20 protein-coding genes are annotated in these 13720 nt (G+C 34.7%); 9 read left to right on the top strand and 11 right to left on the bottom strand.

The genetic code is table 11. The annotated features are described in order from the left end of the window. On the bottom strand, positions 1-234 hold a 234-nt coding region (locus ACKI32_RS04735), incomplete at its 3' end, for a hypothetical protein (RefSeq protein WP_407414012.1). Between the two features lie 342 nt (positions 235-576). Between ACKI32_RS04735 and ACKI32_RS04740 the strand changes: the two genes are divergently transcribed. Both ACKI32_RS04740 and ACKI32_RS04745 read left to right on the top strand, forming a co-directional pair. Continuing rightward, the gene (locus ACKI32_RS04740) at positions 577-1686 is read left to right on the top strand and encodes an ABC transporter permease (RefSeq protein ID WP_407414014.1); all 1110 of its coding nucleotides are present in this window, start codon (positions 577-579) and stop codon (positions 1684-1686) included. 9 nt (positions 1687-1695) lie between these two features. Next, the gene (locus ACKI32_RS04745) at positions 1696-2394 is read left to right on the top strand and encodes an ABC transporter ATP-binding protein (protein ID WP_407414016.1); all 699 of its coding nucleotides are present in this window, start codon (positions 1696-1698) and stop codon (positions 2392-2394) included. 42 nt (positions 2395-2436) lie between these two features. Here the strand turns inward: ACKI32_RS04745 and ACKI32_RS04750 are convergent, their stop codons facing one another. Together ACKI32_RS04750 and pgsA are read right to left on the bottom strand one after the other, a co-directional pair. Continuing rightward, a complete protein-coding gene (locus ACKI32_RS04750) occupies positions 2437-2679 on the bottom strand; it encodes a DUF357 domain-containing protein (RefSeq protein WP_407414018.1) in 243 nt (80 codons plus the stop codon). After that, complete coding sequence (gene pgsA / locus ACKI32_RS04755; RefSeq protein WP_407414020.1) at positions 2676-3242, bottom strand: archaetidylinositol phosphate synthase; 567 nt, start codon at positions 3240-3242, stop codon at positions 2676-2678. Before pgsA ends, ACKI32_RS04750 begins: the two co-directional genes overlap by 4 nt. Before the next feature lie 47 nt (positions 3243-3289). Between pgsA and ACKI32_RS04760 the strand changes: the two genes are divergently transcribed. After that, positions 3290-3871, top strand: coding sequence for an L-threonylcarbamoyladenylate synthase (locus ACKI32_RS04760; RefSeq protein ID WP_407414022.1), 582 nt, complete (start codon positions 3290-3292; stop codon positions 3869-3871). A gap of 14 nt (positions 3872-3885) precedes the next feature. Here ACKI32_RS04760 and ACKI32_RS04765 read toward each other — a convergent pair whose 3' ends face one another. Beyond that, on the bottom strand, positions 3886-4806 hold the full coding sequence (locus ACKI32_RS04765; protein WP_407414024.1) for a hypothetical protein: 921 nt from the start codon (positions 4804-4806) through the stop codon (positions 3886-3888). A 244-nt stretch (positions 4807-5050) separates the two neighbouring features. On the opposite strand from ACKI32_RS04765, the gene ACKI32_RS04770 reads away from it, so the two are divergent. The 6 genes from ACKI32_RS04770 to ACKI32_RS04795 all read left to right on the top strand — a co-directional run bounded on the left by ACKI32_RS04770 (position 5051) and on the right by ACKI32_RS04795 (position 9087). Further along, positions 5051-5710, top strand: a complete 660-nt coding sequence (locus ACKI32_RS04770) for a hypothetical protein (protein WP_407414026.1) — start codon at positions 5051-5053, stop codon at positions 5708-5710. A 14-nt stretch (positions 5711-5724) separates the two neighbouring features. After that, on the top strand, positions 5725-5961 hold the full coding sequence (locus tag ACKI32_RS04775) for a hypothetical protein (RefSeq protein ID WP_407414028.1): 237 nt from the start codon (positions 5725-5727) through the stop codon (positions 5959-5961). A 77-nt stretch (positions 5962-6038) separates the two neighbouring features. Further along, on the top strand, positions 6039-6743 hold the full coding sequence (radB, locus tag ACKI32_RS04780; RefSeq protein WP_407414030.1) for a DNA repair and recombination protein RadB: 705 nt from the start codon (positions 6039-6041) through the stop codon (positions 6741-6743). Between the two features lie 58 nt (positions 6744-6801). Next, complete coding sequence (locus ACKI32_RS04785; protein ID WP_407414032.1) at positions 6802-7974, top strand: pyridoxal phosphate-dependent aminotransferase; 1173 nt, start codon at positions 6802-6804, stop codon at positions 7972-7974. Beyond that, positions 7971-8708 carry an ATP-binding protein gene (locus ACKI32_RS04790; RefSeq protein WP_407414034.1) on the top strand — a complete coding sequence of 246 codons (738 nt, stop codon included), beginning with the start codon at positions 7971-7973 and terminating at the stop codon, positions 8706-8708. Before ACKI32_RS04785 ends, ACKI32_RS04790 begins: the two co-directional genes overlap by 4 nt. Position 8709: 1 nt before the next feature. Further along, on the top strand, positions 8710-9087 hold the full coding sequence (locus tag ACKI32_RS04795; RefSeq protein WP_407414036.1) for a putative zinc-binding protein: 378 nt from the start codon (positions 8710-8712) through the stop codon (positions 9085-9087). A gap of 2 nt (positions 9088-9089) precedes the next feature. Here ACKI32_RS04795 and ACKI32_RS04800 read toward each other — a convergent pair whose 3' ends face one another. The 7 genes from ACKI32_RS04800 to ACKI32_RS04830 form a co-directional block, all read right to left on the bottom strand. Continuing rightward, a complete protein-coding gene (locus tag ACKI32_RS04800) occupies positions 9090-9650 on the bottom strand; it encodes a UPF0254 family protein (RefSeq protein ID WP_407414038.1) in 561 nt (186 codons plus the stop codon). Continuing rightward, a complete protein-coding gene (locus ACKI32_RS04805; protein ID WP_407414040.1) occupies positions 9628-10296 on the bottom strand; it encodes a hypothetical protein in 669 nt (222 codons plus the stop codon). The genes ACKI32_RS04800 and ACKI32_RS04805 overlap by 23 nt, the downstream gene beginning before the upstream one ends. Positions 10297-10300: 4 nt before the next feature. Next, on the bottom strand, positions 10301-10999 hold the full coding sequence (locus ACKI32_RS04810) for a Nif3-like dinuclear metal center hexameric protein (protein WP_407414041.1): 699 nt from the start codon (positions 10997-10999) through the stop codon (positions 10301-10303). Then, positions 11000-11785, bottom strand: coding sequence for an SAM-dependent methyltransferase HcgC family protein (locus ACKI32_RS04815; RefSeq protein WP_407414044.1), 786 nt, complete (start codon positions 11783-11785; stop codon positions 11000-11002). After that, positions 11782-12264, bottom strand: a complete 483-nt coding sequence (locus ACKI32_RS04820; RefSeq protein WP_407414046.1) for a DUF3236 domain-containing protein — start codon at positions 12262-12264, stop codon at positions 11782-11784. The genes ACKI32_RS04815 and ACKI32_RS04820 overlap by 4 nt, the downstream gene beginning before the upstream one ends. A 24-nt stretch (positions 12265-12288) precedes the next feature. Continuing rightward, positions 12289-13287: a 5,10-methenyltetrahydromethanopterin hydrogenase cofactor biosynthesis protein HmdB gene (gene hmdB / locus ACKI32_RS04825; protein WP_407414048.1), complete on the bottom strand. Its 999-nt coding sequence runs from the start codon at positions 13285-13287 to the stop codon at positions 12289-12291. 123 nt (positions 13288-13410) lie between these two features. Next, the coding region (locus ACKI32_RS04830) for a 5,10-methenyltetrahydromethanopterin hydrogenase family protein (protein ID WP_407414050.1) at positions 13411-13720 on the bottom strand (310 nt) is incomplete at its 5' end.

The raw sequence follows: 13720 nt of genomic DNA on the forward strand, positions 1-13720 counted from the left end.
ACCGTATCCTTCAATCAAGAATATTATAAGAATAAAAACAATGATTCCAACAATACTTAATCCGCTGAAAGCGAATCCAGCAAAGCCTTTTGAAGTGAATGCTGCAATAATTGAGAGTACGGATGCACCGCCGATAATTCCGGCGATAATACCTAAAACTGCATATAAAACTAATGCTTTAATATTACTAAATGGATATGCCAAAGCATCTCCGATAATATCTCCTACGCCCATAATATATCACCTTTTCTTATTTTTATTAAATAATAAACTCACTTTGAGTTAAAATTATTTTTATTGATAGTTAAATATAATTATTGCGATTAAATTTGCCCCACATAATAGAAAAGTGAAAATAAGAATATTGTTCTTGCAGTGAATCTGTGTGATATAAATATTAAAAAATGTAAAACATGTCAACTTACCTAAAAGACATAATAAAAACAACACTTAAAGCAGAAGTGATATTTTTTCATCCACTCGTTTTTTCTAATTTTTTGCATTTCAACACAAGATTTCTGCATCTTAGTATGTATCATGATTAGTTATTTATATATTACTTGCCAATTTAGTAATATGTCATTTTTAAAATTTATTCTTAAAAATCCATTCAGGAGAAGGACTAGCGCAATTCTTGCAATCGTAGGTATTGCAATAGGTATAATTGTAATAGTTGCTCTTGGTGGAATCACAGACGGTTTAGTCAATACTTTTGAAGACACAATACATGCGGGAGGTGCTGACTTTCAGATTTCCGGTAAGGAAACCGGAGACTCCGCATACGGAACTAATACGATTGACGCATCATGGACAGATAAGATTGAAAAGGTTCAGGGTGTAGATGAAGCCTATCCGATTTATGTTGTTCTCACTTCGGTGGGTGATGACTATATGAATACTCTGATTGGTATAGATCCCGAAGGTGCAAATCTGGCAGACATTTCAATGAAAGACGGAAGGATGTTTGAGGATGGTGAAAACGAGGCTATTCTCGGTGAAATATATGCTGATGACAATGACTACAAAGTGGGAGACAATATCAAAATTGACGGTGAGGACTTTGAAATTGTAGGTATCTATGAATCCGGAGACTCCAACATGGCTGGCGGAGTGTTCACATCAATTTCAAAAGTCGGAGAGCTGATGGATGATGAGGATTCAATTTCAAACATCTATGTCAAGGTGGAAAAGGGTGTTGACGCTCAGGAAGTTGCCGACAGAATCGATGCAAAATATGGTGATGATATTGCAACAATAACCTCAGTTATGGAAATGGAGCAGATGGCAACCATGCTGGACATGCTTAGGGCATCCACATGGGCAATTTCACTTTTGGCAATTGTTGTAGGTGGGCTTGGTATCATCAACACAATGTTGATGTCAGTGTTTGAGCGAACCCGTGAAATTGGAGTTCTAAAGGCTGTAGGATGGTCAGACAAAAAGATTCTAACAATGATTGTTGGTGAATCATTGGTCATTACAATAGTCTCAGCTATAATTGGTTCTATAATCGGATTTGCGGCATGTACTTTATTGGGTCCGCAAATGGGAATCGACCCGTTGTTTACTCCTAAGATATTTATCCAGGCATTCACAATAGCTATTGTGGTTGGTATTCTCGGAGGTTTATATCCTGCAATCAAGGCGGTCAAACTACCTCCAACAGAAGCATTGAGGTATGAGTGAGGTGAGATAATGAATGCGGTAGAAATAAAAAATTTACACAAAAGCTATGAAGACGGTAAAATCAAAGCATTAAACGGCATTGACCTCACAATCAAGGAAGGGGAGTTCGTATCTATTATTGGACCGTCAGGATCTGGTAAGTCAACCCTTTTAAACATGCTTGGTGCATTGGACGTTCCTGATTCAGGCAGCATATCCGTTGCAGGTGAGGATTTGACTTCCTCAAAAAACTTAAACAAGTTCAGAGGAGAAAAGATAGGATTCATTTTCCAGTTGCACAATCTGATTCCAAACATTTCCGTAAGGGAAAACGTTGAGATTCCAATGTTTACCCAGAAAATGTCATCAAAAGACATGAAAAGTCGTGCATTGAAGCTGTTGGATGATGTCGGTCTCAAGGACAAGGCAGATATTTTGCCGTCTAAATTATCCGGTGGTGAAAGGCAAAGGGTAGCTATTGCCCGTGCACTTGCAAATAATCCATCAATAATATTGGCGGATGAGCCAACAGGATCACTGGATTCAAAAACAAGTAGCAAAATCCTTAAGCAATTAATCGATTTGCATGAAGATAAAAATGTAACATTGATAATTGTAACTCATGATATGGATGTAGCAAAACTAGCTGATAGAGCTATCCAAGTTTTGGATGGTGAAGTCACATCTGCCGGTGATGATTCACTGATAAACAGTAAAATTGATGTTTAGATATTCAACTGTTCGTAAAATCCGAACAGTTCAAAATAATGCTTAGATGATTCCATGAATCATCCTTAAAGCATCCAAAAGACCATGACTGTATTCAATACAACCGAATGCAGTCCTCATATCTTTTTTTTCCAAATAATATTTTGAATCGTTCCAGTAATCGATTGCCCTGTCATAAACTTCCTTTTCTTTTCCAACAAACTCGATGTGAGCCACTTGATTTAAGTTTCTCTCTAGTTTGGCAATGTCTTTAGCTATTTTTTCAGGACTTTCAAGTTCGCTCATTTCAATTGCCTCCAAACGTGGAATATCCTTTGTCCAACTGTAAAGTAGGATAGGATTACCAAAATGTAAATGACATAAGTAAAGTAAATGTCGCCTGCAAAGTATCCGATTAATGATCCAACCATCAGGATAATCATACGAACTGCCCTTTCGGCAATTCCAATATTGCACTCAACTCCCTGGGATTCCGCTCTTGCCCTTACGTAACTGACACAGATTGCAGAGTGGACTGCCAAAATACCAACAAACCAATCACAGTAACCTCCAAACACAATTCCGATATAGATTATCGCATCTGCAAACCGGTCCATTGTTGAATCAAGGAATGCGCCGAACTTTGAAGATCTTCCGTGATATCTTGCAACGGCACCGTCAATAACATCCAGAAGTCCTGACATAAGGATTGCAAAACAACCCAGAATCAGTAACTTATTTGCAAACCCATAAGCTGCAAGAACAGCAACAAATGGGGATATTACTGTAACGATATTCGGATTTATGTTTAAATTTCGAGCGATTGGATTTAAAATTTTTGTTAATAATGGTCTTAAACTTTGAAGCATAATTATATTAAAGATTTTATATAATATAATTGTTAAGGTAATTTAAAATGAAAATATTGAAAACTAGTTTTGATAATGTCGATGAAAAAATCATTAATGAAGCTGTTAATGTATTGGCTAATGGGGGGATAGTATTATATCCAACTGATACAGTATATGGTCTTGGAGCCAATATATTTGATAATAAAGCTGTTAAAAAAGTCTTCGAAATTAAAAAAAGAAGTTTGCTTAAGCCATTGTCAATACTTGTAGGTGATGTCAAAACAATCGATTTGGTTGCAAAGGTGTCACGGGACCAAAAGGAGATACTAAATAATTTTCTTCCAGGACCTTACACATTCATTTTAAACAAAAGGAAAATAGTTCCAAGATCCATTACCGGGGGGTCTGATTATGTGGGCGTCAGAGTTCCAGATAATAAATTGGCTTGCAGCCTATCAAGAATTTTTCCAATAACAACAACCAGCGCCAATATTTCAGATGAAGAAGTTCTGCCCACCCCCAAAGAGATTTTAGAACAGCTTGAAAGGGACGTTGATTTGGTCATTGATGTGGGAAAGTTAAATTCAAAAAAAGCATCCAGTGTAATAAATCTCACAACAAAAAAACCTAGAATAATAAGAAAATAAGAAAAGATTAAAGATTAACCTTTTCTGTATTTTACAAACACGACAACTGCAATAAGTATAATTACAACCACTAAGAGGAATAATGGATTTCCTGCAGTCTTAAGAATGGTATCTTCAGGAGTGTCGTTTTTCACATTATTTTTAGTAATGATTGTTGTGTTTTTCTCATGGATAATGACAGTATTTGTTTTATTGACAATTGTGTTATTGGTTTCATTTACCTGTGTGTTGTTGTCTTGTGGTTCAGTTTCGCTTTCTCCAGATGCAGCAGGTTCACCTTCTTTTGAAGTATTATTATCTTCAGATGCGCCTTGAGCGTCTTCAGCAACGCTTGCATCTTCTTTTTGAACATCGCTATCTCCAGAAGCACTCACATCTTCTTCTTGCACGTCACTATTGCTCGCGCCTAATGTGCTATCTTGAGGAGCTTGCTGAATTGAAACTGTATATGCAAGACAGTCGGATTTATCCTCTGCAGATTTAAGAAGTTCAAAATCAAATGTTGCTTTGCTACCATCATTAAGCTCGACAACAGCAGTATCTTTAATTTGATCGCTGGATTCTAAAACTGCAGTAATCACTTCATCATTGCTGTTTTTATAGCTTCCATCACAAAAGCTGGCGATAATTTTTCCAATATCATTTTCTCTTGACTGTTTATAACATTCAATTATGGCTAGTTTGATGTAGTTTTCAAAATTATCATTGCCGGTAGGCTCTTGTGTAAATCCATCGTTTGTAGTCAAATCACTACCATCCAAGGAAAACCCGGTAAAACCATCACTGAATTTAATGCCGTTTTGACTTATTGAGACGGGCATGATGTAGTTGGCAGCATCATCAACTGCCACTTCTTCTGTGGCGTTATCTTCTGCACTAACCATGCTGACTGAAAATAATAGAATAATCAGTAGGGTAATTATTTTTTTGTTCATTTTAAAAACTCCTTATAGTTAATTGATAATATTGATTTAATCGTTATTAAAAATTTTGAATCAGGTTCTGAGAAATATTGATATTTAAAAATTATGAGGTTATTGTAATATTGAAATTAATGCATAATTTTTCTTTATAATGGCAATATTTACTTTAATTGGGTTTTGTTTCAAAAAAGAAAGATTTATATGTAATTTTATCCAATATTATTTTGTTTAAAATCATTTAGTGTGGTGTTTAAAAATGTCGATAAAAGTCGTTGATAAAACACTTCCAAACAAGAATAATACTGAAGATATAATTTTTAACTTATGTCTTGTTGAAACAAATGAATTTATGGAGTTTGTAACGAAATTTGGCGATATTGTGGGGCCATTTCACAGCAGATTTCTTTCAAATTATTATAAAGATTTGCAATTGGATAATGTTAGTTTAAGGGCTAATGGTGAGTTGGTTCATGTGGAACATCATTCAGTCATGTCTGATTATCTCTTGGGTAGGGATTTTCAATACTTAACGTCATTGTCTCTTGCTTCTGGAAGACTTATTCATCCATTCATATTCAATACTGGTGAAATACCCAAAAAGACAATCAAATTTGCAAGTCTCACATCATTCTACAATCCAGTATGGGTCAACACTCAAGAAATTGAAGAATCCGTAACCCTTAATAATATCAAGTACAAAATACATATTAACGACGAAATCAATGTCTTTGATATTTTGGACTTGGTATGGGTGCCTAAATATAGGTGTGATCGTGAAATTGAAGATATTGTCGTCGAATTAGTCGATATCTACAATCAAATAATCGTTGATGAGGAATTAGGTGATTTTTTAGAACCTCTTTGGTATTATGGGCTGGAAAGTTTGTTTCAAAAGAGGAAAATAAGAAAAAAGTAATAGAAGGTTTAGATATGTCAGCACAAGAAGTTGTAGATTTAGAAAAAGACATCGTTAATGCACGTATTGATGGCATGATTTGTCGTGCAGAGGAATCTGGAATTAAAAAAGGTAGAAAAGAAGGTATGGAAAAGGGTATGAGTGATATCATTTCCAAACTTTTGGATTCTATGTCTCCTGAAGAGATTGCAAGTAAAACCAATATTCCTATTGGAAAAATTCTTGAAATTAAAAATAAGGGGTTTAAATAACCATTATTCTATTTTTTATTTTTTTTTAAATTAGGTCAAAGATTAATATTATAACATATAAAGACCAATATTTATTCATGAAAGTATTGGCTAACTTTGAAGATAATCATAAAATCCCTTCAAATTCCTCACTTGATGCAATGTTGGGTGGAGGTTTTGAAAAGGGTGTCATAACCCAGATATTCGGTCCGCCTAGTTCTGGTAAAAGTAATATAACATTAACTTTAGCCGTTAATGTTGCAAAAACCAGTAAAAAGGTAATCTACATAGACACAGAAGGCGGAATATCAATTGACAGAATCAAACAAATTGCAGGACCTGATTTTTCAAGTGCAGCTAATAACATTATTGTTTTTGAACCAACCAGCTTTTCAGAACAAGACGAAACCTTAAAATCAATTGATGTATGGCTTAGAAGAAACCATGAAGATGTTGATTTGATTGTTCTCGATTCGGCAGTCGCCCTATACAGGGTGGATGACATGAAATCATCCAGATTAAATAAGGAATTGGGTAAACAGATGGGAATATTATCTAAAATAGCAAGGCAATATGATATTGCGGTTATCCTAACAAATCAAATCTACAATGCCTTTGATGATGAGGGAAACAATGATATTAAGGCAGTTGGTGGAACTATTTTACAATATTGGAGCAAAGTTATAATTCAGCTTGAACGTGGTGAAGAAGTTAATCAAAGAATCGCCACCCTAAAACGCCACAGAAGTATAGCCGAAGGTAAGCAGGCCATATTTTCCATCGCTTCAATTGGAATTATTTAAGTTAATTTTATTAATAACTTATAATAAATATTATTTTTGGAATTGTTTGAGTGATAATATGAGAGACAAGGATTTTGATATTAAAAACCCTAAAAAGAAGTTTCAAAAAACTGAAAGGGTGCCTCCGGAAGGTTATGAATGTGCAAATGACTTTTTCGAAGACATGTACATGGACAAAGACATGATTTGGATGGGACAGAACACAAACCATCTACACGACGATACAATAGCCAATGCTATGATTGAAGCTATTAAGGAAAAGACATACTGCAAATATCCGGCCCCTGAAGGTTTCTCAGAACTTAAACAATTAATTTTAGACGATTTGGATTTCAAAGACTTGGAAGTATTATTGACTTCCGGCGCAACAGAATCATTATATTTATGTATGCAAGCACTTCTTGAGCCTGAGGACAATGTTGTATTGTCAGATCCAGGATATTTCATCATCGGAGACTTTGCAAACAGATTTGCAGGTGAAGTAAGATATGTGCCAATTTACTTTGAGGAAAATAACTATAAGTTAACTCCTGATTTACTACGTGAAAACATGGATGAAAACACTCGTATGGTTATTTTAATTGACCCTTTAAACCCACTTGGTTCATCATACACTGAAGAAGAGCTTAAGGAATTTGCCCAAATCGCAAAAGAAAATGATTTATACTTATTACATGACATTACATACAAAGACTTTGCAAGAGACCATTATCTTGTAGAAAACTATGCTCCTGGCCAAACATTAACCATTTACAGCTTTTCAAAAATATTTGGAATGGCAGGTTTGAGAATAGGTGGAGTAATCTCTTCAAAACCAATCATTGATGCTATTAAAAACGCAGTTATCAATGATTTGGGCGTAAACATCATTTCACAATATGGTGCCATAGCAGGACTCAAATCAAAAGGAGAATGGTTTGAAGACATGAGACAAATCTGTTTTGAAAATCAAAGATTGATTGCTGAAATGATTGAACCGATTGAAGGAGTATTCCTGCCGGTTTATCCGTCAGATGCAAACATGATGGTAATTGACCTGTCAGGTGCAGGAATAAATCCAAAGGCAATGTCCAATTACTTAATTGAGAAAAAACTATTCACAAGAGAAGGGGAATACACTTCCGAAGACTTTGGAGACAGATACTTGCGTATTAGTTTCTCAATTCCAACAGAAGAAATCAAAGTCTTTTGTGAGGAATTCCCAAAAGCTGTTGAAGCTTTAAGAAAATGATCGACGTGATTTTTGAGGGGTTTAGATACCACAAACCTCTTCCTAATTTTTATAAAATTGAAAATCCAAAAAACCCAAAAACCAATGCATCACCTGAAGTACTCGAAGAGTTAACAGAATTGGCTTTAAAATATAATTTCTCATCATTGAGCTATTCAAAACTCTCCAATGACTTTAAAAATGAATTCAACATAGATTTTGACAATGTAATAATTTTCAAATTCATGATGGGTGATGATTTAATTAGAATGGAACAATCAAAAGAAAAATGCAAGCTAATGGATGAAGAATTTCAAGAATATGGTGTTCACGTATATGAATTTGCTGATTTTTTACGCAAAAAAGGTTTTAAAGCGGATTTGATACATCCTTTAGCAGATGATTTAAGCATGAGGGCGGTAGCAATGCAGTCTTTGGATTGTGTTATTACAAGAAGCAACATGTGCCTTTTTAAAGATGGAATCAGTACAGGTTTTTTCATGATTTACACATCAATTGAGAATTTGCCATTTAAAAGCGAAAACGACATGCTTTGGGTTGAGGATTTCTGCTCAACATGTGGGGTTTGCATTGAGAGATGTCCTGAAAATGCCTTTGATGAGGATGGAAAGTTCCAAAGAAAACTTTGCACAGCTCACAGGGAAGGATGCAACGATTGTCTTTTGAGATGTCCATTTTACAAACGAGGTTATGATAAAGTTAAAAAACGATATGAACGAATGAAGAGGCGATAAGATGGATGACAAAATAGCTTTAGTTTCATGCAGTGGATTAAGTCCACTAGGTTTGGTTGTAAGAGCTGCCACTGTAGAATTGGCATTGGAAAATGAAAATATTGTAGCGGCATGCATTACTGAATATTCGGCCCAGCCCAACAATTGCTCACCAATATTGGATGATGCAAAAATAGTTACCATAACCGGTTGTGGAGATGATTGCGCATCTGTTATTTTAAAAGAAAAGGATATTGATGCCATTAAAAACATTTCAGCCGATGCTGTTGTAAAAACTTACGATTTAAACCCTCTTGATGCAGTCAGATTGGATGAAGACGGCGAAAAAGCAGTGGATGTATTAAAAAAATATATTCTAAATGAACTTGAAAGATTATAAGTTCATTTTTTAATTATTTTAACATTTTCTAAAGACTTAATGTCACTTATTTTACCGTTCAAAAGTAATAAGACTATTTTTAATGCTTTTTTTATCCCGGATTGGGATCTTTGATATAAAACTTCGCTGTCATTGTCACGCAAATCCGCATAGACATCTGTAGTAGCTATTATTTCATATTCATCACTGATTATGCAGATTCCGCCACGACCAACACCGGCAGTAGTTCCAATTGCTATATCACAATCACTTAAAGCTTTTACTGCCTGAGCCATAATCTCACTTACTTTTTTATCTCCCTCTTCATCATAAACTTTAATCCCTTTGATAAGCTCATTTGGTTTGGGAGGATTTTCGACATTTAAAATCTTTTCAACAGCTTCGATTGTTGGAATAAATAAACTGCAGGTTACACTAAGCTCATCATAGTCAAAATCACCATAATCCTTAGGATTGTCAATGTAATCTCTTCCGAAACTGCCTTCATAATTCTGGGCTAGCGCATGCAGTTCCCTTCCAATCTTTCCATGTGTAAAACATTCAGCTGTTGCTATTTTTATCATTTTGATCTCTCAATAACTTCAAAGCATTCATTGTAATTGTGTTTGAAACCTCATCCAATGTATATGGAGTTACAGGTTCATTATCCCTAATTAATTTATTTGTTGTTAAAACTAAATGATTTTCAGTGATTCCTTGAGCTCTTAACTCTTCAACGGCAGGGTTTGAATCGTCATACTCAGATATGTCTTTGATTTCAATGTTTTCATTTCCAAATCCGAATATTCCTGCTGTTCCAATTGTTTTTGCTCCTCTTTTGTGTGCATGTTTGATTATTTTGGCTGCAGTTGGGATTGTATTTCCACCAGCAATAACAATGATTACCACATCACCTTCAATCAAGTCAATATTATCTTCAGTAATGTACTCCGGATAGCTTATGATGTTTCTGAATTCTTCTTTATGGGTGCAAAGCTGTTTTACAAAGTCAGGTTTGGATGCTCCGACTTCAGCTCCTAGAAGTGTAAAAATCACATCTCCACCATCTATCTTTTGACCATCGAAAGCACCTATTGTTTTAGGTCCTCCTCTGTGTACCTGCATTAAGTTTATTGCAATTCTTAAACCTAATCTTCCACAGCCGATTAAATCTATTCTTCCTTTAGGTACTTGTCTGTCTTCCATCTTTTGAATTTCATCATTTGCCATATTATCACTTTAGTTCATCTATAGGTTTTTTGTCAATTACTTCTATGTCAATGTCGAGTTCTTTTAAAAAGTTTTTAAGGGCATATAATCCTGGAACTTCACTTTCATGATGGTTCAGGTCAATTAATGTTATTCCTAAATATTTTGCAAGAATTGCACTTTCTTGAGTTAAATCACCAGAAATTAGAATGTCCAATCTTTTGCTTTTGGCCAATGCAATATAGTCAGTATTCTTAAGGCCAAAACCTGATATGATTCCAACATTTTGTATGTATACATCATCTTTTAAATCATTAACAATTCGCACATTGCTAAAATTATCCAAAATGGTTTTTTTAACCTCACAAAATTCAGAATCTGCCTTACAGATTCTTCCAATATGTGTATTGTCATCAAAATAATCGATGACTTCCAAATCCAGTGCATCAGCTAGAGCTTCATTTGCGCCCCCGTCAATTATGTCCCAATTTGAGTGTATGGTGTAGGTGGGTGTATTTGGGGAAAATAATGGGGGGTGGTGTGTTATTATTAAAGTATTTTGTGTGTCTGAATCATCTTCGGGCAGCAAATCCATATAAACTTTAATTGAGGTGATTTCCTGATTCAAATCATAATTTTTTCTAAATCCTACTTCATCATTTTTCAGCGCCAGGGATTTAGGTATCCTTTCATCTATAAAGTTTATAATCTCTTTGAGTTTCATTTAAATCATTTCAGTATTTATTTTACTAATCTCTTCTTTAATCATGTCGTCTAAACTGAATGGGTCAATGGTTGATACCTTGAATGCATTCACATCGGCAAGTTCAATAAACTTTGCAACGTCCTTTTCCTTAAATATAACCTCTTCAAGAAATCCCATCTCGCAGGCACAGTAAAGCACACCTTCCCTTTTTTGAAATTCATTCAATAAATTGGTCAAAACGCCTATGGTCAATGTCATTGTCCCGGAGGTTTTGGTATTGATTCCTTTGGTTTTTATAATTGCCTTATTTTGGGATTTGGCGGCATCCAACCTTTCATGGATATTGTTCTTTTCAGCTAAAAGTCTGTCATTGTCTTCAGCTACAGGATCTTCTATTATGAATGCTTCAACATCAAATTTTGATGATTGCTCAACATTGATTCCGCCAAAACCAGTTGTATCAATGACGACATCGCCGGAATAGATTAAATCTAGGTCGGATGAAAAACTGACTTTATTTTTCAACTCTCCGCCCAGGGAAGTATGCAACATATCCTCAAGATGAGGGTAGATATCTATCAGTGTGATGCTTTCGTATTTTTCACTTAATCTTTTAACGATTCCAACACCGGTGAAATATGTTCCAATAACAACTATTTTGCTCTTAATGTCAATGTTTAAGCTTTCAATATAATCAAAAACGGCATCTGCTTTAATTGAAATGATATCATTGAAAATATCAATCAATTTAGTTTCAGATTTAATTGTAAATACTTCAGAGGTTATTCCTGTATCAACATTCATTGTTCAACCTTCTCGAAACCAATCTTTTCAAGAGCTTCACAGGCCTCATCATAAACCGCTTCTTCAATTGATTTTTGATGAATTAAATGTGAAGGAGAAGTTCCTGCTGTCAATATTCTTCCTTTATTATCAATAAAAATCAGTAGTGAACCAGAACCTGGAATTCCCAAACGGCCTCTGGCTATTATCAAATCACAGTCACTTTGATCAAGCGCCATATATGCTTTTGCAAGAGCTGGAATTCTGCTGGTATCTGCAGTATTAGTATCGATTTGAAGTATTTTAGCTTCAGGCAGTCCATAACTTTTCAAAACATTATTCAATACTTCTACTTTAATTCCATTTTTGTTTGGTATGTATATCTTTTGTGCATTTTTGATATATTCTTGAAGTTCATGTAACTCTTCAAGAGTATCTCCGAATCTAGTGTTATTTCTAGATTGCTCAAATGCATTTTGAATCATCTTTTCAAATGCCATATTATCATATCTTAAAAAAAGAGATTAAATAGTTTGAGGTATCAAATCTAATTTTTCAATAACATTAACCACTTCTGTATAATTACCGTAATTTGGAGAACCTACTCCCTTGACTTCATGAGGGTAATTGTCAGCTATTACAGTGGCCAAATTATTTGCACCGGCTTTTAGTGAAAATTCCACATTTTCAGGACCTACTGTAGGGGTCGGCATTGTAATGGTAATTTCAGGATACATTATTCTTGTAACTGCAACCATTTTCAATTGTTCTTTTAATGGAAATGCCGGATGATCTGCCATTGGGGTACCTTCATATGGGTTGAATCCCATTATTGGAATTTCTTCTAAAGTTTTAAAATTAGATAAGTAACGTAAATGTTTTATTCTATCTTCTTTGCTTTCACCAAGGCCTAAAAGTAATCCTGAAGATAAACCTATTCCAGCATCACTTACTCTTTTACATGTAAGTATTCTTTGATCTAAGGAGTCTCCAGGTTTTCTTTGATAGAATATCTCTTCGTTTATTGTTTCTAGATTGCAACAAATTGTATCGGCACCTAATTTAGCCAAATCTTCAACGGATTTCTTGGTTAAGTCTCCACCAACATTTACAAGAATTTCTAAATCTGAGTATCCTTTTACGATTCTACATGCATTCACTGCTTGTTTTCCTTTATAACCATATCCTCCAGAACAGCTCACACGAGGAATGTGTGCTTCCTGAATGGACTTTACAGCAGTTAATATTTCATCATCAGATTTGTAAAATGCATTATAATATCCTTTTTCAGATGTTTCTTCTGCAAATCCACAATATTCGCATCTAGGTTGGATTTGACATTTGTTGGTGAGATGAACTGTGGATGTTAATTTGATTACCTTTGATTGATTGTCTCTTATTTCACAAGCTATCTTAAACAATTTTTCTAAATCTTCATCGTTTTCGATATTTAACAATTCTAAAAATTCCTCATCACTTAATTCTTGTCCTTGTCTTGCTTTATTTAAAATTTTATCAATCAATTTTACACCAACTTGTATAATAATATTTGTCTTTAAACCTAACTTATTTTTTAATGGCTATTTTTCATAACAATTAAAAAATAAGTTAAATTAATTGTTGGAAGTTAATCCAACATTTTTAACTTATTCTTCTTTACCTAAGTAATCTAGCATGGTAGGTACGAGTTCTGATAGGGAACCGAAGTTCATTGAGTCTGCGGTACCTAATAATGCAGCAGGGTTTAGAGCATCATCAATTTTGTCGATACCTTCGTCTTGCATTAATTTGGTAACATTGGTCAATGATTCAAATGCCATGCTTTGTGCGAATCCTGCAGGTGCACCTAAGATTTGTGTTACGGTGTCTCTGTATGCTAAGATACCTGCGTAGGTGATTGCGGTTACTGCGGAACACATGTCACATACTGGTCCAACCATGTTTGCTGGTAAGGTG

The sequence above is a fragment of the Methanobrevibacter sp. genome, from assembly GCF_045611865.1.
GTDB lineage: Archaea > Methanobacteriota > Methanobacteria > Methanobacteriales > Methanobacteriaceae > Methanocatella.